The 21,540-nt window shown below is 69.7% G+C and carries 15 protein-coding genes; 9 read left to right on the top strand and 6 right to left on the bottom strand.

All coding sequences use genetic code 11. The annotated features are described in order from the left end of the window. Positions 1–44: 44 nt before the first annotated feature. Positions 45–548, bottom strand: coding sequence for a hypothetical protein (locus ASG28_RS06400; RefSeq protein ID WP_157485660.1), 504 nt, complete (start codon positions 546–548; stop codon positions 45–47). A 107-nt stretch (positions 549–655) separates the two neighbouring features. Between ASG28_RS06400 and ASG28_RS06395 the strand changes: the two genes are divergently transcribed. Then, complete coding sequence (locus tag ASG28_RS06395) at positions 656–1,480, top strand: DNA-methyltransferase (protein ID WP_157485659.1); 825 nt, start codon at positions 656–658, stop codon at positions 1,478–1,480. Here ASG28_RS06395 and ASG28_RS06390 read toward each other — a convergent pair. Both ASG28_RS06390 and ASG28_RS06385 read right to left on the bottom strand, forming a co-directional pair. Next, complete coding sequence (locus ASG28_RS06390) at positions 1,477–3,300, bottom strand: threonine/serine ThrE exporter family protein (protein WP_235497083.1); 1,824 nt, start codon at positions 3,298–3,300, stop codon at positions 1,477–1,479. The two genes, ASG28_RS06395 and ASG28_RS06390, sit on opposite strands and share 4 nt — an antisense overlap. 132 nt (positions 3,301–3,432) lie before the next feature. Further along, entirely contained in the window at positions 3,433–3,897 is a 465-nt protein-coding gene (locus tag ASG28_RS06385) for a hypothetical protein (protein WP_055973230.1), read from the bottom strand. 112 nt (positions 3,898–4,009) lie between these two features. Between ASG28_RS06385 and ASG28_RS06380 the strand changes: the two genes are divergently transcribed. Next, a complete protein-coding gene (locus ASG28_RS06380; RefSeq protein WP_055973228.1) occupies positions 4,010–5,134 on the top strand; it encodes an SDR family oxidoreductase in 1,125 nt (374 codons plus the stop codon). Between the two features lie 122 nt (positions 5,135–5,256). On the opposite strand, the gene ASG28_RS06375 is transcribed toward ASG28_RS06380, so the two are convergent. Further along, positions 5,257–6,729, bottom strand: coding sequence for an APC family permease (locus tag ASG28_RS06375; RefSeq protein ID WP_082454438.1), 1,473 nt, complete (start codon positions 6,727–6,729; stop codon positions 5,257–5,259). Between the two features lie 203 nt (positions 6,730–6,932). Here ASG28_RS06375 and ASG28_RS06370 point away from each other — a divergent pair, with 203 nt between their 5' ends. Then, positions 6,933–8,588, top strand: a complete 1,656-nt coding sequence (locus tag ASG28_RS06370) for a molybdopterin-dependent oxidoreductase (protein WP_326937858.1) — start codon at positions 6,933–6,935, stop codon at positions 8,586–8,588. 98 nt (positions 8,589–8,686) lie between these two features. After that, entirely contained in the window at positions 8,687–8,986 is a 300-nt protein-coding gene (locus tag ASG28_RS06365; protein ID WP_055973225.1) for a putative quinol monooxygenase, read from the top strand. 194 nt (positions 8,987–9,180) lie between these two features. On the opposite strand, the gene ASG28_RS06360 is transcribed toward ASG28_RS06365, so the two are convergent. Next, complete coding sequence (locus tag ASG28_RS06360) at positions 9,181–12,630, bottom strand: DEAD/DEAH box helicase (RefSeq protein ID WP_200925260.1); 3,450 nt, start codon at positions 12,628–12,630, stop codon at positions 9,181–9,183. Positions 12,631–12,864: 234 nt separating this feature from the next. Here ASG28_RS06360 and ASG28_RS16365 point away from each other — a divergent pair, with 234 nt between their 5' ends. From ASG28_RS16365 to ASG28_RS06350, 4 genes are all read left to right on the top strand, one after another. Next, the gene (locus ASG28_RS16365) at positions 12,865–14,565 is read left to right on the top strand and encodes a hypothetical protein (protein ID WP_157485657.1); all 1,701 of its coding nucleotides are present in this window, start codon (positions 12,865–12,867) and stop codon (positions 14,563–14,565) included. Beyond that, complete coding sequence (locus ASG28_RS16360; protein ID WP_157485656.1) at positions 14,558–15,400, top strand: hypothetical protein; 843 nt, start codon at positions 14,558–14,560, stop codon at positions 15,398–15,400. Before ASG28_RS16365 ends, ASG28_RS16360 begins: the two co-directional genes overlap by 8 nt. A 413-nt stretch (positions 15,401–15,813) precedes the next feature. After that, positions 15,814–16,647: an HAD family hydrolase gene (locus ASG28_RS06355; protein WP_082454434.1), complete on the top strand. Its 834-nt coding sequence runs from the start codon at positions 15,814–15,816 to the stop codon at positions 16,645–16,647. Then, on the top strand, positions 16,644–19,151 hold the full coding sequence (locus ASG28_RS06350; protein WP_055973219.1) for a glycoside hydrolase family 65 protein: 2,508 nt from the start codon (positions 16,644–16,646) through the stop codon (positions 19,149–19,151). The genes ASG28_RS06355 and ASG28_RS06350 overlap by 4 nt, the downstream gene beginning before the upstream one ends. A gap of 88 nt (positions 19,152–19,239) precedes the next feature. Here the strand turns inward: ASG28_RS06350 and ASG28_RS06345 are convergent, their stop codons facing one another. After that, positions 19,240–20,772, bottom strand: coding sequence for an MFS transporter (locus tag ASG28_RS06345; RefSeq protein WP_055977063.1), 1,533 nt, complete (start codon positions 20,770–20,772; stop codon positions 19,240–19,242). Between the two features lie 74 nt (positions 20,773–20,846). Between ASG28_RS06345 and ASG28_RS06340 the strand changes: the two genes are divergently transcribed. Next, positions 20,847–21,503: a TetR/AcrR family transcriptional regulator gene (locus ASG28_RS06340; RefSeq protein ID WP_054147566.1), complete on the top strand. Its 657-nt coding sequence runs from the start codon at positions 20,847–20,849 to the stop codon at positions 21,501–21,503. The last annotated feature ends 37 nt before the right edge of the window (positions 21,504–21,540 follow it).

The raw sequence follows: 21,540 nt of genomic DNA, 5'->3' as shown, positions 1-21,540 counted from the left end.
GTCCGGGGCCTCCGCCGTTGCTCCCGCCCGCGAGGCGGGTCGAGTCATGGCGGTGCGGGGGGCAGCAGCGCCACGGCGAGCGTGGTCACGACGACCGTCGCGACCAGTGCCGAGGACGCGACGGCGAGCCGGCGCAGGGCCCGCGACCGGCCCGGCCGCCGCCCGACGGTGGCCGACAGAAGGGCCGTCACGGCGAAGGCGGCCGAGGTCACGCCGACCACGGGCGCCGAGGCTCGCCGGCCTCGAGCGAGGTCGAGCGGGAACTCGGCGGCTCCCTCGTGCAGTTCGGCCCAGCCCCAGGCGACGTACCCGGCGGTGGCCACGGCCGACAAGGCGAGCGCGAGGGTCGGCCGGTGGGGGATCGGCTCGCGATGGACGTAGACCGTCGGGGGAGCCCGCCGAGGGTGACGGCGCGGCTGAAGGATCGGGTCGTCGGGGTCGAGCGTGTCGTCGAGCGGGAGCCGACCCTGTCGGTGCAGCACGATCACCTCGTCGACCGGCCGAGGGCGCCTCGAGTACGGTATCTGCTTCTTCGCAGGGGACGACACGGTCGTCAGCATACCGGTCGTCTGCCCAACGGGCGGGTCTCGATGTCGGCGGCCCGAAGTAGTCTTCTCGACGACCGATCCCGCCCCGCGACACCCCGAAGGACGACGTGCAACCGACGTACCGCACCGCCAGCGGTCGGCTCTTCCAGGCCGATTGCCTCGAGGTCCTCGCCGAGCTCGACGACGAGTCGGTCGACCTCGTGTTCGCCGATCCGCCCTTCAACCTGGGCAAGGTCTACGGGGCGGGCATCGACGACTCGCTCGACGAGGACGCCTACCTGGCCTGGTGCCGCCGGTGGATCGCCGAGTGCGTCCGGGTGCTGCGGCCGGGCGGCTCCTTCTACCTCTTCAACCTCCCCCGCTGGAACATCGAGCTGGGCCACGTGCTCAACGGCGAGGGCATGACCTTCCGCCACTGGGTCGCCGTCGACATCAAGTACGGTCTGCCGATCCCCAACAAGCTCTACCCGTCGCACTACTCGCTGCTCTACTACAGCAAGGGCAAGCCGTCGCGCTTCGTCCGACCCCGCCTCCCGATCCAGGTCTGCCGTCACTGCGGCCGAGACATCAAGGACTACGGCGGCCACCGCAGCAAGCTGCACCCCGACGGCATCAACCTGACCGACGTCTGGCTCGACATCCCCCCGGTGCGACACCGGGCGACGAAGACCCGGGGGGCGAACGAGCTCAGCGAGAAGCTGCTCGAGCGCGTGCTCACCATCAGCTCCGAGCCCGGCGACCTCGTCCTCGACCCCTTCGGCGGGTCGGGCACCACCTACGCCGTGGCCGAGAAGATGCACCGACACTGGGTCGGTGCCGAGATCGGCGACGTCCGACCGATCATCCGCCGTCTCGAGGGCGAGGACGCCCAGGTCGAGCTGCCGGGGCGCGGAGACACCGGGCGCGGCGTGGCCGCCGGGGCCGAGCGCTAGTCGCTCGAGGTCCCGGGGTCCGCCGCGGGTGGGGCGGATCGGACCGGTGTCGAGAGGGCGACCCCGGGGAGGCGCGGTGCGGTGGGGTCCGCGAGGCGCGGCCGCTGCGGGGTCGGCATCGGTTCCGACCCGGTCTCGGGGACGGACGGGGCCACGGGGATCGGCGCGGTCCTGACCACGGACGCAGGCGACGTGGACGGGTCGACCGGCGGCCCCGGTGAGACCGGCGGCTTCGCCGCGACCGGCGGCGTCGGCGCGACCGGCGGCGTCGGCGCGACCGGCGGCTCCGCCACGACCGGCGGCTCCGCTGCGACCGTCGGCACGATGACGCTGATCGGCGTCGTGTCCGTGTGCACCGACTGCACCCGCACGCGCTTGGCCCGGCGCAGCCACCGTCGGGCGCCCGGGGTCGCGAGCAGGCTGCCGAGCACGAGTCCGGCACCGATCGCCAGCGTCGTGAGCATCGAGAACACGAAGTCGACCTCGGCGCCGTCGTTGCCGGCCATGAAGTTCAGCAGCGACGACGCCACGGCGAGCGACGGCAGCAACGACCCGCAGAACGCCGGCACGGCGATGACCGTCGCCGCCGTCCGCAGGCGTGCCGCGGCCACGGTCGAGAGCGCGCCCAACAAGGTCGCCGCGACGAACGTCGCGCCCATCAGCGGCAGTCCGAGGTGGCGCAGGGTGAAGAGCGAGAGGTTGCCGACCAGGGCGACGCCGATCGTGATCGGGATCATGCGGGCGGTCGACCCCTGGGCGATCGAGTTGGCTGACGCCGCGGCGAAGCTCGAGATGAGCGAGAGCCAGAGCGGCAGCGCCTGCAGCGTGATGTTCGTCGGGTCGACCTCGATGTCCGCGAACCGGGCGGTCACGGCGAGACCGGCCGGGATGCCGCAGACCACCCCCGCGACGATCAGCCCGATCACCAGGGCGCGGCCGACGGCCATCGACCGGAAGCCCGAGATCGCGTCCTGGGCCCAGGTGACGATCGTGGGGTGCGGCAGGACGAGGACGACCACGGCCGCGACCATCGCCGCCGCGCCTCCCGTGGTCAGCAGCCCCGCCCAGATGCCGAGCGTGCCGAGTGCGGCGGTCGATGCGGCCTGCAGGCCGATCACGAAGAACTGGGGGATGCCGCGGGCGGTCAGCCCGCGACCCGACGCCATGATGCCGATCATCACCACGAAGGCGCCGACGGCGGCCTGCCACGTGCCGCCGGCCTGCAGCGTCACGGACACGCCGAGCAGGCCCATCGCCAGATCGGTCAGCCACGACGGCCAGCGGGGCGGGGACTTCAGCACCTCGACGAGGCCGGCGACCGCCTCGGTCATGTCGCGGTCGTCGTGCAGCAGGTCGTCGACGATCTGGTAGACCCGCGACAGCCGGTGCAGGTTCGACCCCTCGGCGTAGATGACCCGGGTCTTGACCAGCGGGTGGTCGCCGGCCGGGGCGTACTGGATGGTGATGGCCGTGCCCGTGATGTCGAGCTCGAGCGGGGCCAGGTTCCACTTGGTGCTGACGGCGACGATCGCGACCTCGGTGCTGCGGACGTCGGCACCCGACGACAGCATGACGTCGCCCAGGTCGAGGCAGAAGTCGACGATCTGACGCGGCGAGTAGAGGTCGCCGCCGATGCCGTGCTCGGGCGTCGTGCCTTCGTAGATGGTGCCGCGAAGCCGGGCCCGGACGTCGCGCAGCTCGTGCTGATTGACCAGTCGTGACTGGGCCGGACCCCGCGGCTTGCCCTTCGGTGCCTTGGGCACCCGCGGCGGGCGGGGCCTCACCGGGGTGGGCCGCTCCGGGCGCCTGGCGTCTGACACGCTGACCTCTTCCTCGCTCACGACCGGCCGGGCCGGGGCACCGCCGAGGCGGTCCCGCGCGGACCCGTCCGTCGAGTCTAGGAGGCGCGGCGCCGGTCGTCCGGGCCCGTCACGTCGTGCAGGCCCGCGGCCCTAGGACGCGTGGTCGGCGTCGTCGTCGTCGCCGCGGTCGGCACCGTCCCGCTCGGCCGCATGGGCCCGGGCGTCGCGCTCGGCCCGCGTGACGAGTTCGGGGTCGTCGTCCCCGTCGTCGTGTCCGCCGACGAACGGCGACTGCGTCTGGGCCACGATGGCCTGCGAGGTCGAGCCGAGGATGATGCCGGGGTCGACGCCCTTCTCGTGGGCGAGGGCGGCCGTCAGGCCGGCCGCGAGGCTGCCACCGGCGGCACCGAGGGTCGCGACGACGTCCTCCTGCCGGGGGGTGAGCGGCTGGTCGGTCAGCTCGGCGACGACCTCCCGCAGGTTCTCGTCGCTGGCCTCGACGGCCTCGGGGTCGCCCTGGGTGATGGCCGCGGCCTGCGACACGACGGCGAGCGCGAGGGCGGCCGCTTCTTCTTCGGGCGTCCGGTCCGTGGGCTCGTTCGTGTGCTGATCCATGGGCTGACCGTACGCTCGGCGAACCCGGGGGCCTGTCAGGTGGCGGGGCCCGGGGTACGGGGCGACGCGCCGTCGCGGGAATGCGAGGAGGCGCGCGCGGCTTGGACCACGGATGAGCACCACCGAGACACCCCAGACCGACAGCACCCAGCCCGGTGCCGGCGGAAGCGTCCCCGGCACCGCCCTCGTCGTCGGCGCCAGCGGCATCACCGGCACCGCCCTCGTCGAGCAGTTGACGCGCGAGGGGTGGGACGTCCTCGCCCTCTCGCGCCGCGCCTCCTCGTCCGCGGGGGTGACGGGCATCGCCGCCGACCTGACGAGCGCCGAGAGCCTGCGCACCGCGCTGGCCGACGCGAAGCCGACGCACGTGTTCTTCGCCGCGTGGCAGAAGCGCGACACCGAGGCGGAGAACATCGCCGTCAACGGCGCCATGGTCCGCGACCTGCTGGCCGCCCTCGACCACGCGCCGGTGCGGCACGTGTCGCTCGTGACCGGGCTGAAGCACTACCTCGGCCCGTTCGAGGCCTACGGCACGGGGAACATGCCCGACACGCCCTTCCACGAGGACGAGGAGCGCCTGCCCTACCCGAACTTCTACTACGCCCAGGAGGACGAGCTCTTCGCCGCCGCCGAGCGCCAGGGCTTCACGTGGTCGGTGCACCGTTCGCACACCGTCATCGGGTTCGCCGTCGGCAACGCCATGAACATGGGGCTGACCATCGCCGTGCAGGCCGCGCTGAGCAAGCGCCTCGGCCGCCCGTTCGTCTTCCCCGGCAGCGAGACGCAGTGGAACTCGCTCGTCGACGTCACCGACGCGGGCGTCCTTGCCGAGCAGATGATCTGGGCCGCGACCGACCCGGCCGGCGCCGACGAGCCGTTCAACGTCGTCAACGGCGACGTCTTCCGCTGGCGTTGGCTGTGGCCGCGCCTCGCCGGCCATCTCGGCATCGACCCCGCGCTCGTCGAGGGCTTCGAGGGCGAGCCGCGGCCGCTCGAGCAGCAGATGGTCGGCCTCGAGCAGGAGTGGCGCGACCTCGTCGCCGAGCACGACCTCGCCGAGCCCGAGCTGTCGCGGGTCGCCTCGTGGTGGCACACCGACGGCGACCTCGGCCGCGACATCGAGGTCGTCACCGACATGGGCAAGGCCCGTGACGCCGGCTTCACCCGGTACCGCCGCACCGAGCAGGCGTTCGTCGACCTGTTCGAGCGGTACCGCTCCGCCCGCCTCATCCCGTAGGCGCGATCGGCCGAGGAGGCGCGATCGGCCGAGGAGGCGCGGGTCGGCGGCAGGGCTGGTGCGGTGTCGGTCACGGGACCGGCGCCGCGCCTCCTGCGTCCTCGACCCGCGCCTCGGTCCCTCTACACCCGCGGGTCGGCGCGCTCGGCGTCGGCGATCGCGTCGCTCGGCACCGGCCGGCCCCGGCGCGACACGAACGTCACGAGCCAGAGGACGACGCCGATCGCGAGCAGGCCGCCGGCGATCGTGTACTGCTCGGCGCCGCGCCCGGAGGACACCGGCAGCACGAGCCAGAGGCACGCCACGACGCCGATGATCGGCAGCACCGTGCCCGCCCGGAAATGCTTGTGCGTCACCGCGTCGCGCCGCAACACCAGGACGACGACGTTGACCAGGGCGAACACCGACAGCAGCAGGAGGGACGTCGTGCCGCCGAGCACGGCCACGATGGGCGACTCGGGCGACAGCGAGACGTAGCCGATCAGCACCAGGCTGAGCGCCGTCGTGAAGACGATCGACGCCCACGGGGTCTGGCGTGTGGCGTGCACCTTGCCCAGGAAGCCCGGCAGCACGCCCTGCTTGCTCATGCCGTAGAGCAGTCTGCTGGCCATCATCATGTTGATCAGGGCGCTGTTCGCGACGGCGAACATCGAGATGAACGGCAGCAGCCCGCCGATCGGGAAGTCCGGGGCGGCGGTGTTCACCACCGTGACCAGCGGTGTCTCGTTGTCGGCCAGCTCGCCGATGGGCACGATCGCCACGGCGCAGATCGAGACGAGCACGTAGATCACCGCGGTGATGCCCAGACCGGTCAGCATGACCTTGGGGAAGATGCGGCTCGGGTCCTTCGTCTCCTCCGCCATGTTGACCGAGTCCTCGAAGCCGACCATGGCGAAGAACGCGAGCGACGTCGCCGTGCTGACGCTCAACAGCAGCGACTTGTCACCGGGCGTCTCGAACAGCACGACCTGGCCCCAGTCGGCGTTGCCGCCGGCGATGAACCAGAAGCCGATCAGGATCACCATGACGAGGCCCGAGAGCTCGATCAGGGTGAGTACGACGTTCGCCTTGACGCTCTCGCTCACGCCGCGGAAGTTCACCGCCATCACGAGCAGCATGAACGCCATCGCGATCAGCATCACGGCCGAGTTCGACAGCTCGACGCCGATGCCCGCCGCCAGGTTGGCCGCGAACGCCCGTGACGCGGTCGACGCGCTCGTGATGCCCGAGCACATCACCACGAAGCAGACGATGAACGTCACGAAGTGGATGCCGAACGCCTTGTGCACGTAGAGGGCCGCGCCCGCGGTCTGCGGGTACTTCGTCACGAGTTCGAGGTACGAGAACGCCGTCACCAGCGCCACGGCGAACGCGATCAGGAACGGCAGCCAGGCCGCACCGCCGACCTCGGCCGCGACCTGCCCGGTCAGGGCGTAGACGCCCGTGCCCAGGATGTCGCCGACGATGAAGAGCAACAACAGCTTCGGGCCGATGGCCCGCTTCAGCTCGGTGGGACTCTCACCCGTGTCGGTCGTGGGCGGCTGGGCCTGGTTCGCGGGCGGCCGGTTCGCGGGCTGCTGGTTCGTCGTCGACATGCTGACCTCCGGGGGCGCATCGGTGTGTCTCGGGCGTTCCGGTCATCCTGCTCCGGTCGTCGCGGCGACGGAAGAGGCGGCCGCACATCGTCACGGCCCCGAAACGCGGGAGGGCGTCCGCCCCACGGCCTCACGGCGAGGAGGCGCGGGCCGGCACCCGAGGACGCAGGCGGTTCCCGAGCCACGCGTCGTACCCTGAGCCCATGTCGGTCCGCCTGTCCCCACCCGAGTCGGCGACGCCCGACCCCGCCCCGACGCCCGGGCCCGGCGACCCGATGACCCCCCGCGCCGCCGGCCTGTGGGCCGCACTCGCCGGCGTCGTGTCGATGGCCGCGTTCCTCGCCGCCGCCGAGGTCGTCGCCCTCGTCACCGGACCCACCGGCAGCCCGCTCTTCGCCGTCGGCTCAGCGGTCATCGACCTCGCCCCCGCCGGCGTGAAGGACACCATGGTGTCGCTGTTCGGCACCGGCGACAAGGTCGCCCTCTTCGTGCTGATGGGCGTGCTGCTCGTCGTCATCACCGGCGCGGCCGGCTACGGCGAGTACCGCCGCCAGCCGATCGGCAAGATCGCCTTCGTGGCGGGCGGGGCGCTCGCCGTGATCGCCGTCCTGACCCGCGCGGACGCCGGCCAGGTGGACGCCATCCCGAGCCTCGTCGGCACCTTCGCAGCCGTGCTGCTCGTCGACAAGCTCGCCTCGCGCCTCCGTCGGTGGGTCTTTTCGACGTCGCCCGGGTGGGCCGAGCAGACGCAGCCCGTCCCGCCGCTGCGCGGGCCCGGGCTCGAGCGCCGGTCGTTCCTGACCTACACGGTGGTGGCCGGCGTGGCCGCGGTCGTCGTCGGCACGGGGGCGCGCGTGGTGAACGCGGGCCGCGCGAACGCGGCGGCGCTGCGGCGTGCCCTGACGCTGCCGCGCGCGAGTGTGACCGAGACCGCGGTGCCGGCCGGCGCCTCCCTGGACGTCGAGGGAATCACGCCCTACGTCACGCCCAACGCCGACTTCTACCGCATCGACACGGCCCTCCAGGTGCCGTCGATCGACCCGGCCGACTGGAGCCTGCGCATCCACGGCCTGGTCGATCGCGAGGTGTCGATCTCGTTCGACGAGCTGCTCGCCCTGCCGCTCGAGGAGCACATGGCGACCCTCAGCTGCGTCTCGAACGACGTCGGCGGCGACCTCATCGGCAACGCGCTCTGGCTCGGCTACCCGATCCGCTCGCTGCTCGACCGGGCGGGTCCGAACGGTGGCGCCGACATGGTGCTGTCCCGCAGCATCGACGGCTTCTCGGCCGGCACCCCGCTCGACGTGCTGCAGGACGAGGGCACCGACGCGCTGCTCGCGGTCGGCATGAACGGCCAGCCGCTGCCGATCGAGCACGGCTTCCCGGTGCGGATGGTCGTGCCCGGCCTGTTCGGCTACGTGTCGGCGACCAAGTGGGTCGTCGAGATGGAGGTCACCCGCTTCGCCGACGCCGAGGGCTACTGGACGCCGCGAGGCTGGGACGCCCTCGGGCCGGTCAAGCTCGAATCACGCATCGACGTGCCCCGCGACGGGGGATCGGTGGACGCGGGGACGGTGTCGATCGCGGGCGTGGCCTGGCAGCCGCACACCGGGGTCGAGGCGGTCCAGGTGCGGATCGACGGCGGCTCGTGGCTCGACGCGACGCTGGCCGACTCGGTGTCGGCCGACACCTGGCGCCAGTGGGTCTACCGGTGGGACGCCGGGGCGGCCGGGTCGGGGTCGCACACCATCGACGTGCGGGCGCAGGGCACGGACGGCACGTGGCAACCCGAGGCATACGTGCAGCCGGCTCCGAACGGGGCCGAGGGGTGGCATCGCGTGACCGTCGACGTCGCCTGACCCGGCGGACGAGGAGGCGCGGGTGCCAGGGTGGGAGGTCGCGGCCCGTCCGCCGCGCGGCCCGCTCCCGGGGTCGCCGCCCGATCGAAGGAACCACCATGCCCACCATCGTCCACCTCGAACTCCACGTCGACCCCGCCCGGCTCGACCTCGCTCACGAGATCGCCCGCGAGACCCTCGTCGCCACGCGCGCCTGGCCCGGCTGCGAGGGGCTCGAGGTGCTGATCGACGACGCCGACCCGTCGGTGATGATCGTCGTCGAGACCTGGGCCTCGTCGGCCGACCACGACGCCTACGTCGCCTGGCGGGCCACCCCCGAGGGGGCGAACCGTCTGCCCGAGGTGCTGCTCGCCCCGCCGACGACCCGCACCTTCGCCGAGACGGTGTCGCTGGGCTGACGCGCGCCCCGCGGCAACGGGCGGGTTCGTCGGACGCGGTCGCTCGAGAGCGACCGCCGTCGACGAACCCGCCCGTCCGGCAGGGAAGGCACCCGGCACCCGGCGCCCGGCACCCGGCGCCCGGCACCCGGCACCCGGCACCCGGCGCCGGCACGGGCACCCGGCGCCCGGCGCCGGCACCGGCCCGTTCCGGGTCAGGCGTCGAGCAGGCCGCGGATGTCGTCGGCGGTGAGTGCCGCGCTGAACACGGCGTCGTCGTCCATGACGGCGTCGAAGAGCTGCGACTTCTGCGCCTGGAGGGCCAGCACCTTCTCTTCGATGGTGTCGTTCGCGATCATCCGGTAGACCATGACGTTGTCCGTCTGGCCGATGCGGTGCGTGCGGTCGACGGCCTGGGCCTCGGTCGCCGGGTTCCACCACGGGTCCAGGATGAAGACGTAGTCGGCCTCGGTGAGGTTGAGCCCGAACCCGCCGGCCTTGAGGCTGATCAGGAACGCCGGGGCGTCGCCCGTCTTGAACCGGTCGATCACCTCGCCCCGACGCCGGGTCGACCCGTCGAGGTACTCGAAGGCGACCCCACGCTGTTCGAGTCGCGCGGCGACCTTGTGCAGGAAGGTCGTGAACTGGCTGAAGATCAGCGCACGATGCCCCTCGGCGACGACGTCCTCGAGTTCGTCGAGCAGCTGGTCGAGCTTCGCCGAGGGGATGTCGGCGTAGGCCTCGTCGACGAGCGAGGCGTCGAGCGACAGCAGTCGCAGCAAGGTGAGCGACCGGAAGACGATGAACCGGTTGCGGTCGAGGTCGTCCATCAGGCCGAGCAGCTTCTGCCGTTCACGCTGCAGGAAGGCGTCGTAGAGGTCGCGGTGCGCGGGGTCGAGGTCGACGCGCAGCACCTGCTCTTGCTTGGCCGGCAGGTCGGAGGCGACCTGCTCTTTCGTGCGGCGCATCATCAACGGTCGGATGCGCTTGCGCAGCTTCTGCAGCAGGTCAGGCGCCTCGCCCGTCGTGATCGGTTTGACGTAGTCGTCGGCGAACCGGACGCTGCTGCCGAGCAGGCCGGGTGCCACGACGTGCAGCAGCGACCACAGGTCGGTGAGGCTGTTCTCGAGCGGCGTTCCGGTGATCGCGAGCTTGAACGGCACGTCGAGGTCGACCGCGCAACGGTGAGCCTGCGAGGCGCGGTTCTTGACGAACTGCGCCTCGTCGAGGATCAGCCCCGCCCAGCCTTCGGCCTGGTACGCGGCGAAGTCGAGGCGGAACAGTGCGTACGAGGTCACGACGACGTCGGCACCTTGCGCGAGGTCGTGCACCGACCCCCGCCCGCCCTTCGCCTGGGTGGCGGTCACGGCCCGGACGGTCAGCCCCGGGGTGAACCGTGCAGCCTCGGCCGCCCAGTTCGACACCACCGAGGTCGGAGCGACGACGAGGAAGGGTGCGGGCGGGATGCTCGGACCGTCCGACACGGCTCCGGCTGCGGCTGCGGCTGCGACTGCGGGGTCGCCGGCCCGGGCTCGTTCGGTCTCGCGCACGTGTGCGACGAGCGCGAGCGTCTGCAGCGTCTTGCCGAGCCCCATGTCGTCGGCCAGGACGCCACCGAGCCCCTGGTCGTGGAGGAAGGCGAGCCAGGCGAACCCCTCGTGCTGGTACGGGCGCAGGGTCGCGTCCACCGCGGCCGGCACGGGGATCGCCGTGGCGGCCTCGAGGCCGCCGGCGTCGGCGAGGGCCAGGAGCCCGCCGACCGCCTGCTGCCACTCGGCGGCGGGGACGGTCTCGTCGGCGAGTTCGTCGAGTTCGGACCAGAGACTCGCCTGGTAGCGGTTGATGCGCGGGGCGACCTGCCACTCGTCGAGCGCCGACGCCTCGTCGATCAGTCTCTTCAGCTCGTCGAAGGCCGGGTGGTCGAGGGAGAGGTAGGAGTGGTCGACGAGCAGCAGCTTCTTCCGCCCCTTCGCGAGGGCGGTGATGAGCGGTGTGAAGGGGACGGTCCGTCCCTCGACGGTCACCAGCACGCCGAGGTTGAACCAGTCGCGCTTGTCGGTCGGCATGGTGGTGATGGTCAGACGTGGCTCGTCGGTCAGCTCGCGATAGTCGGGCCGCGTGCCGACGAGGTCGACCTGCAGGTCGGTTCGCGCCTCGAGGGCGGGCAGCGTGCCCGTCGCGAACTCGGCTGCGGTCACCCCCTTCAGCACCTGATCGCGGGGGACGACGTCGAGCTCGCCCAGGTCGGGGACGGGGGAGTGCGCCGTCGGCGGCCGCAGCGTGCCGTCGATCGTCCACCCCCACGTCAGCCGTATCGCCTGCCCCTTCTCGAAGGTGACCGTCAGCGTCAGCACGGGCGGCACGATCGTCGGGAACTCGATCGAGGCGTCCGAGCTGACGACGTCGACGCGCCGGCGCAGGGTGGGGTAGTAGTCGCGCAGGAACTCGTCGGAGTCGGCGGCGGGCACGACCACCTCGGGCGTGACGGTCAAGAGCCGGCGTTGCTCGTCGTCGAGCGGGGCCGCGGTCGGCGCGAGGGTGAAGGTCAGCGCAGGTTCGTGCGCGACGCACCACACCCCGTGGTCGGCGATCACGCCGGTCGACTCCGCACGCTGGGCCACGCCGTCGACGGTGACCCCGGCGGTCAGCAGCATCGAGCCGTCATCGCCGCGCACCGCGTCGACGGTCACCCGGGCCTCGTCACCGACGAGGACGTCGGTCGAGCGCTTGCCCGTCACGAGCGAGATGCCGAGGCGCTCGGCCTCGGCCAGCAGCGGCCAGAGCAGGGGGCTGCCGAAGTCGTCGACGAACAGCCAGTCGGCGTCGCCCGGCGTGTAGGTCGAGACGGCCGACCGGTGCAGCGCCGCGAACTGGCCGAACCAGGCGTGGTGCTCGGGGTCGATGGCGAGCCGGTTGAGTTGGTACGGCAACGACGACCAGGTGAGGTTGCCCCGCACCCAGTTGCCCGTGCCGCTCAGGGTGACCGGCCGCACGCCGAGTCGCTGCACCGTCGGTCCGCCCTGACGGCGGGCGGAGGGCGCGACCGCGCGCCCCCGGGTCGAGTGAGCCCGGTCGCGCAGTTCGAACAGCAGACCCATGCGGGTCGTCCGGGCCGAGGAGGCGCGGGTCGGCTGCCCGATCGCACCCACCGTCGACCGCCAGTCGCTCCCGCCCGTGCCGGTCCGTGCAGCGCCGAGCGCGGTCACGCCCCCGGTCGTCAGGTCGGCGACGGTGGGTGTCGGAGCACTGCGATCGGCCACGGCTCGGGAGTTGCTCTGGAGCAGAGTCGCCGCGACGTGCTTGCAGTCGCCGCCGATCGGGCAGGTGCACCGGCTGCGGACCGGTCGGCTGTACTCGCCGCGGGTCGCCCGCAGGTCGACGACGACCTGGTACGGCGTCGACTCGGCGCCCTGGACGGTGCCCTCGAGGCGCTCGTCGGCCGGGTGCCATTCCGTGGTGAGCACGGCTGAGTCGCGGACGTACTCTTTCGCCCGGTTGAAGGCGCGGGGCCCGACGAGCCGGATGACGTCGACGGCGTCGACCAGCGGCACGGCCGTCGAGTGGACGGGGTCGTCGGCGTTGACGGCGTCACGAGTCGCGGCACCGTCGCCGGCGACGAAGCCGCCGTGCACGTCGAACTCGTCGCCCAGGTCCATGTCGCCCATGATGTCAGCCGCCGCCGACACAGATACGGGTCGCCGCCGAGACGCGTATCTCTCCAGTCGAAGCTGGCCGATGTGACGTCGCGCGAAGCATGTTCTGAGGTGGTCCTTGCAAGAACACCTGAGTCGAACATGTGGAGATCGTGCGGGCTCAATGTCTGATCAAGTGTTGTGCATAATGGGACCATTGCCGACAGCTCGACTGGCCTCGGCCTCGATCAGAATGCGGAGAGGTCCTTGGAAACCTACGACGAACTTGAGCACGAAGACTCCTTGGCAAGCAACTTTCGTGCTGAGGATCTCAGTCGCTCAGACCTGGAACAGCTCACTGTCCTCTCGTTTCGCGAGCGCGAGATCGTAAAGGCTCTCGAATCAGGCGGACAGCGCCTATTGATTGGACCTAGAGGTTCGGGCAAGAGCACCTACCTCAAGTCTGCCTACTTCGGCGCGATCGAAGGCGACAGGGCTTTTCCGGTTTACGTCAACTACTCCAAATCCATCAGCTTGGAACCCACATTCAAGACATCCGCAACAGCACTGCCGCTATTTCGTCAGTGGGTCCTAGCTCAGATTGTTGTCGGCGCGCTCTCTACATTCAGCGACCTGGGTCTGGAGGCTCCCGATCTGGACGAGGACTATGGCCGACAGGCGGCTGCCGTCGTTTCGGCGATTGAGAGGCGGCAGGTCGATGAGGCCCCTGAAACTCGGCTGGACCTAACCGGCGTACTCGAGTTCCTGGAAAGGTGCGCGGATTTGACCTCGCGTCGGAGGGTGGTCCTTCTCCTCGACGATGCTGCGCATGCGTTCGCGGCTGAGCAGCAGAGAGAATTCTTCGAGATATTCAGTGGGCTCCGGTCACGCGTCGTTAGCTCCAAGGCAGCCGTCTACCCTGGTGTCACAAGCTATACACCGCGCTTCCACGTCGGTCATGACGCGCAGCTAATCGACGTGTGGTTGCGACCCGACGACGTTCAATATCTCGACCTCATGAAAGAGATCGCTCAGAAGCGACTTCCACACGACGTTTTTGCTGATCTAGAACAACGCGACGGGCTCTTAGATTTTATTGCTCTGGCCAGTTTTGGGTTGCCTCGCGCGATGCTCTCCATGCTCGCGCAAGTGGTTGAGAAGAAACGCAACAGCACGCCGACGTCGACACTGACGTTCACGAGCACTGCGGTGAGTGAGACAGCCCACAACGCGCTCAAGGTGTTCACATCCCTTGAGTCGAAGCTGCCCCGGTACAAGAACTTTGTTCAGGTGGGAAGGGAGCTAGTGGACGCCTGTGTAAACGCGATTCGTGAGTACAACGAACAGCGAAATCCTGATACCGATGAGCGTGCCATTCGCATTCTTCTCCAAGAGCCCCTCGGGCCGGAGGTGGAGCGTGTGCTGGGTTTCCTTGAGTACGCCGGCGTGGTCAGGCAACAGCTTACGCGCATCTCAAACGGTGAACGATCGTTCAAGGTCATAGTTCCGCATTATGCACTGTTGCTAGATGGAAATGCTCTCGCATTGGGTCGAAATCCAAGCACTGCTAATGCGGTCGAGAGCCTTTTGTCTCGTCAACACACCGTTCGCGTCCGACGGCAAGTCACGACCCTGCTAGGGCCGGACTACTTAGAACGTTGTCGCCTTGACCTTGGTGCGTGTCCAGCGTGCGGCTTCGAACGGGAGAATCCTGAGGCAAGATTCTGTTCAAATTGCGGGGCCAGCCTGCCTCAAGTCTCTGTCTACGAGGAACTGCTTCGACAGAGCGTCGAGGCACTTCCCCTGTCGGAAGCTATCTCCCAACGCCTTATTTCAGGAGGAGAGTTGCTGACCGTAAACGACATCATCCTCGACGAAGACAGTCAGAAACTTCTTGGCACGAATTACATCGGGCCAGTGCGCGCTGTAGCGATCAAGGCCCTTGCGGAAGAATTTGTTTATGAGTAAGGCGCCTCGCACGTTAGTCAGTGTTTCCCGCGACACGCAGCCAGAAAATATGCAAATCTCTGATTGTGTCAGAGAGGCAAGCGGGGCGCTTGTCAGTCCGATTGACGAATTTGAAGCGTCGATCCGCGTTCTCGCGAAAATCGCGGCAGGCGATGGCGCCGGGGACAAATCTTCTCAAGATGTGCTCGGCGAGATGGTCGTCGTAGCCGCGGTCGCCAGTGTCGAGTCCTATTTCCGGGGCGTGCTAAGCCTCCTAGCTGGTGTGTGTCCTTTGACGATCGAACGAATCAAGGGCGACACAATAAGCTTCGGGGCGGCGATGTCGTATCCGTCCAACATGCTTGCTCTAGCAAGTCTCGAGCGGACTCTCTTTAGCTCCCGGGGTGTCATTGCCCAGCAACTTCAGAAGTTTATCGGTATTCAAGTTAAAGATAACGATGAGCTTAAAGCGGCAGTCGACGCCTTCGAGGTCGCGTGCACATGCAGGCACTCCATGGTCCACTGGCGGGGCGGGTTGGATTCGGAGACGATGCACGCCTTAGGTATAACCGAACTAAATTCCAAGCGATACGGGTTGGACCCCTCATTCGCGTTGGTGCAGCGGGTCTTAGCGTCGTGTGTTCACGTCGTTGGAGTTGCAAATAAGACGTTGTTCGACTTAACTCTCGCGAAATGGAGTAAGGCAAACATCATATTCTTGGATGCCGTCGACAACAGTGAAGACATGGACCGCTTAGAGTCATTGTTAGGCGTGTTCAGATCCTCCAGTTCTCACTCGCACTTGACAGCACAAGGGCTACTGGAAACCCTGGTCGATGAACCTGTTATGTCTTAGACATCTCCGAATGGCGTCAGCGCCAATAAGCACGCGCGTCGCACCTCGCCTCGAGCGCCGCCCGACAACGACGATGTATCGATATGAGCTCTGAATAACCCCTACAGGACCCCAAGTTGTTGGTGGGTGGTCATTTGCGTCAGGCGCTGGAAGCCCGGCGGTATTTTGCTATTCAACCTCTGCTAGGCACCCCGGTCGGGTGGCTAGGTGTGCGGGCGGAGCGGTGCCACACTTGAGCCGTGCGGTTCACGCCGCACCCCCGACGGCGCAGCAGGCGGTTCGCACCATCCCCGCTCACCTCTGTCGTGCCACCCCCGCATCGTTCCCGCCTCACCGGCACCGGGCCGCCGTCGCCCCGGTGCCGCTCACCCTGCCCCCACGCTCGAAGGGATCGGCACCCCGTGTCCTCCGCCATGCCTCGCGACGCCTCGCGCCTCTCGCACCTCAGTGCCCTGCTCTTCGACCTCGACGGCGTCCTGACGCCGACCGCCGAGGTCCACATGCGCGCGTGGGCCCGCCTCTTCGGCGACTACTTCACCGCGCACGACCTCGCGCCCTACACGGAGGCCGACTACTTCGAGCACGTCGACGGTCGGCCCCGTTACGACGGTGTCCGGGCGATGCTCGCCGCCCGCGACGTCGTCCTGCCCGAGGGGTCACCCGACGACGACCCCGAGGCCGACACCGTCTGCGGCCTCGGCAACCGCAAGAACGCGGCCTTCGCCGCCGAGCTCGCCGAGAACGGTGTGACGCCGTACCCGGGGTCGGTGGCCTTCCTCGACCGGGCCATCGCCGAGGGAGTCCGCGTCGCCGTGGTCTCCAGCTCGCGCAACGCCGTGCCCGTGCTCGAGGCCGCGGGTCTCCGCGACCGGTTCGACGTGATCGTCGACGGTGTCGTGGCCGCGGCTGAGGGCATCACCGGCAAGCCGGCGCCCGACACGTACCTCGAGGGCGCCCGCCGCCTCGGTCTCACCGCCGACGACTGCGTGGTCGTCGAGGACGCGCAGTCCGGTGTCGAAGCCGGTCGCCGTGGTGCCTTCGGCCTCGTCCTCGGGGTCGACCGCGGCACGGGCGCGCAGACCCTGCTCGACTTCGGCGCCGACCTCGTGGTCGACGACCTCGGAACGTTGGTCGAGGCGCTCGACCGAACCCGCGCCTCCTCGGCTCCGAACCCCGACCAGGCGACACCGGGCACCCCCTCGACCAGCAGCAGCAGCACCACCGGCACCACGGAGGCACAGTCGTGAACCACATCACGTCCGACCCGCTCGACCGCTCGCGGTTCCCCGTCGACGAATGGGCCTTCGTCGAGGACGAGTACATCCAGGGCGACGAGGGCCTCACCGAGACCGTGTTCGCGGTCGGCAACGGCTACCTCGGCCTGCGCGGCAACCCCGACGAGGGTCGCGGCGGCCACTCGTTCGGCACCTTCGTCAACGGGTTCCACGAGACGTGGCCCATCCGGCACGCCGAAGAGGCCTTCGGGTTCGCCCGGGTCGGCCAGACGATCGTCAACGTCCCCGACGCCAAGGTGATCCGCCTCTACGTCGACGACGAGCCCTTCGTGCTGTTCGAAGCCGACATCCTGCGCCACACCCGGCGTCTCGAGTTCCGCGACGGCGTGCTCGTCCGCGAGATCGACTGGCGCACCCCCTCGGGCAAGCGCGTCCTCGTGACGAGTCGTCGCCTGGTCAGCTTCGAGGACCGACACCTCGTCGTCATCGAGTACGAGGTCACGATGCTCGACTCGTCGGCGTCGCTGCTCATCTCGAGCCAGATCCTGAACCGTCAAGACCTGGGCGACCAGTACCACGCCGGCATGCGTGCCGCGGCCGAGGCCTTCGACCCGCGGAAGGCCGAGTCGTTCGAGGACCGCGTGCTGCAGCCCGTGCTCAAGCGCAACGGCGGCACGCGGGCCGTCCTCGGCTACCGCACGACGAACTCGGGCATGACGATCGCGGTCGGCGCCGACCACCGCATCGAGACCGACGCCGAGTGGGACCAGTCGTCGCAGATCGACGACGACATCGCCAAGCACGTCTACCGGGTCAAGGCCCAGGCCGGGCAGAGGGTCCGCCTGGTCAAGACGATCAGCTACCACACGAGCCGGGGCGTGCCCCCGCGCGAGCTGGCCGATCGCTGCGACCGCACCCTCGACCGGGCCGGCGAGACGCCCACGTCCGAGATCTTCGCCCACCAGCGCGCCTGGCTCGACGACTTCTGGCAGCGCAGCGACGTGCAGGTGGCCGGTCAGCCCGAGATCCAGCAGGCCGTCCGGTGGAACCTCTTCCAGCTCGCCCAGGCCACCGCCCGCACCGACGGTCAGGGCGTCGCCGCCAAGGGCGTGACGGGGTCGGGCTACGGCGGGCACTACTTCTGGGACACCGAGATCTACGTCCTGCCGTTCCTGACGTACACGTCGCCGAACGTCGCCCGCAACGCCCTGCGCTTCCGCCTCGGCATGCTCGACGCCGCCCGCGACCGGGCCGTCGAGTTGAACCAGCGAGGTGCCCTCTTCCCGTGGCGCACCATCAACGGGCTCGAGTCGAGCGCCTACTACGCGGCCGGCACGGCGCAGTACCACATCGACGCCGACATCAGCCACGCGCTCAGCCAGTACGTCCAGGCGACGGGTGACGAGGACTTCCTGCAGCGGGGCGCCGTCGACATCCTCGTCGAGACCGCCCGCCTCTGGGCCGACCTCGGCTTCTGGCGCTCGAACGGCGACCAGCGGTTCCACATCGACGGCGTCACCGGGCCCGACGAGTACACGACCGTCGTCGACGACAACCTCTACACGAACGTCATGGCGCGGGCGAACCTGCGTGCGGCCGTGCGGGCGGTCACCCGCTTGAAGGACGACGCGCCGGTCGCGTTCGACCGCATGGTGGCCCGACTCGGTCTCGAGGAGCACGAGATCACCGGCTGGCAGCTCGCGGCCGAGGCGATGCACATCCCGTACGACGACCACCGGGGCATCCACCCGCAGGACGCACAGTTCCTCGACAAAGAGCTCTGGGACCTCGAGGCCACCCCGGCGAACAAGCGTCCGCTGCTGTTGCACTACCACCCGCTGGTCATCTACCGCTTCCAGGTGCTGAAGCAGGCCGACGTCGTGCTCGCGCTGTACCTGCAGGGCGACGAGTTCACGCCCGAGCAGAAGCTGCGCAACTTCGAGTACTACGACGCGCTGACGACGGGCGACTCCACCCTGTCCGGCGTCGTGCAGTCGATCATCGCGGCCGAGGTGGGCCACCACCAGCTGTCGCAGCAGTACTTCCTGTCGTCGCTGTACGTCGACCTGGCCGACCTGCACAAGAACACCTCCGACGGCGTGCACGTCGCGTCGACCGGTGGCATCTGGAGCGCGCTCGTCAACGGCTACGGTGGCATGCGCGACTGGCTCGGGTCGATCACCTTCGACCCGCGCCTGCCGGCCGACTGGGAAGAACTCTCGTTCCGCGTGGCCGTCAAGGGCAGCCGGGTGCGGGTCGACCTCGCCCAGCACGAGATCGTCTTCACGGTCGAGACGGGTGGCCCCGTCACGCTGGCCGTCCGCGGCGACGAGGTGCACGTGTCGTCCGACGCCCCGGTCCGCGTCGCCCTCGACGGTCAGGGCCCGCGCATCACGACGCGCGTCCCCACGACGAGCGACCTGCGCGGCTTGATGCGGGCCGACGGCTCGGTCATCACGGCGTCCATCCCGACGATCAGCGTCGACCGCTACGACGAGGACGAAGCCGCGTCCTGACCGACGCGACGTCCGTCGCTCAGACGACCCGCGCCTCCCCGGCCCCGAGGGCTGAGGAGGCGCGGGTCGTCTGCGCGAGGGGGTCGCGTCAGTGCACGGGGACCGGCGTGTCGACGGCCGGCGAGGCCGAGGCGTCGACGTCGTCCGACTGCGGGACGCGGCGACGGAACAGCAGGGCCGCGACCACCGCGCCGACGGCGAAGAACCCTGCCCCCCACCAGTAGGCCGTGGCGTAGCCGGTGACGGCGGCCTCGGCCGCGACGGCTCCGGTCGCGGGCAGGTGGTCGGCGACGTAGTTCGCCGCGGCGGTCGCCGCCAGCGTGTTAAGGAGTGCCGTGCCGATCGACCCGCCGACCTGCTGGCTCGTGTTGACCATGGCCGAGGCGACGCCCGCGTGGCCGCGGTCGACGCCGAGCGTGGCGGTCTGGATCGACGCGGGCATGATCGAGCCCATGCCGAAACCGAGCACCATCAGGGCGGGCAGCACGTTGGCGGCGTACAGGCTCTCGAGGTCGAGCCGGGTGAGCAGCAGCATGCCGATCACGCCGAGGGTCATGCCGAACGGCACCATGATCTTGGGCCCGAAGCGAGGAACGAAGATGTTCGTCGACAGCTGGGCCGCGAGCACGAGCATCGCGATCATCGGCAGGAAGGCCAGGCCGGTCTTGGTCGGCGTGTAGCCGAGCGAGGTCTGCAGGTAGTACGTCACGAACAGGAAGATGCCGAACATGCCGGCTCCCGCGATCGTCACGGACGCGTAGGCGGCCCCGCGGTTGCGGTCGAGCACGATGGACAGGGGCAGCAGCGGGTGCTCGGCACGGCGCTGCCACGCGACGAACGAGGTGAGCAGCACGACGGCCGCCGCCAGGAAGCCCCAGGTCAGGGGCGAGTCCCAGCCCTGGGTCTCGGCGTTCGAGAAGCCGTAGACCAGCGAGAAGAGCGCACCCGAGACGAGCAGCGTGCCGGGCACGTCGAGCTTCGGGCGCGGGCCGGTGCGCGTGACGTGCGACACGAAGATCGCGGCGCCGACGATCGCGACGGCGGCGATGACGACGTTGATGTAGAGGTTCCAGCGCCACGAGGCGTACTGGGTGAGGAACCCGCCGAGCAGCAGGCCGATGGCCCCGCCGGCTCCGGCGATCGCGCCGAAGACGCCGAACGCGCGGGCGCGCTCCTTGGGGATGGTGAAGGTCGTGGTCAGCACGGCCAGAGCGGTCGGGGCGAGCAGCGCGCCGAACGCGCCCTGCAGGGCGCGGGCGAAGACGAGCAACCCGAAGGTGCCGGCGGCGCCGCCGAGGGCCGAGGCCAGGGCGAAGCCGATCAGGCCGATGATGAACGTGCGCTTGCGGCCGATCAGGTCGCTGACGCGGCCGCCGACGAGCAGCAGGCTGCCGAAGGCGAGCGAGTAGGCGGTGATGATCCACTGCCGGTCGCCGTCCGAGAAGCCGAGGTCGGTCTGGGCGGCGGGCAGGGCGATGTTCACGACCGTGGAGTCGAGCACGACCATGAGTTGGGCGAGGGCGACGGTGGTGAGGGTCCACCAGCGCCGTGACGACGGCGGGGTGGGGGAGGACGAGGAGGCGCGGGTCGCGCCGTCAGGGGAGGTGGAGGCCTGAGACATGAGCGCGAGCATATACGAGTCTCGCCAGTTTCGGATACAGGCAGTTTCGTAAACATCCGATGTAGAGTCACCCCATGACCGACAGGGAAGGCGCGGCGACGACGCCCGCCGAGACCGACCCCGCGACACCCTCGCGACCGGGTCGAAAGCGCGACCACAGTCGCGACCCCGAGATCCTCCGCTGCACCATCGACGTGCTCGCCGAGACCGGGTTCGAGGGCATGACCATCGAGATGGTCGCCGCCCGCGCCAAGGCCGGCAAGGCCACGCTGTACCGCCGCTGGGCGTCCAAGGGCGAGCTCGTCGTCGACGCGGTGGCCTGCCTGAAGCAGGGCGCCGTCGACCTCGACGGCCTGCCCGACACCGGCACGCTGCGGGGTGACCTCGTGGCCATGATCAAGCCGCACAGCATCGACGACGCCGAGAAGAAGATGCGCGTCATGGCGGGTGTCGTCACGATGCTCTCGACCACGCCCGAGCTCGCCGAGGCCGTCGACGCCGCGATCGTCCAGCCCCGCGCCGAGGCCAATCGGCTGCTGCTGCGCCGGGCCCTCGAGCGAGGCGAGATCGCGGCCGACACCGACATCGAGGCGCTCGCCCTCGTCACCCCGTCGATGGTGTCGTACCGCGTGCTCGTCCTGCGGAAGCCCGTCGACCGCGACTACCTCGTGGGGCTCATCGACGGCGTGTTGCTGCCCGCCGCGGGGGTGCGCCAGACCGCTCGGGTCTGACTCCACGGCCGACCGGGCCCGCGCCTCCTCGCGTTCC

Origin of the sequence: Frigoribacterium sp. Leaf415 (assembly GCF_001424645.1) — a bacterium.
Taxonomy (GTDB): Bacteria; Actinomycetota; Actinomycetes; order Actinomycetales; family Microbacteriaceae; genus Frigoribacterium.
Note: the sequence above shows the minus strand (reverse complement) of the source record. Positions and strands in the feature narration are given on the sequence as shown.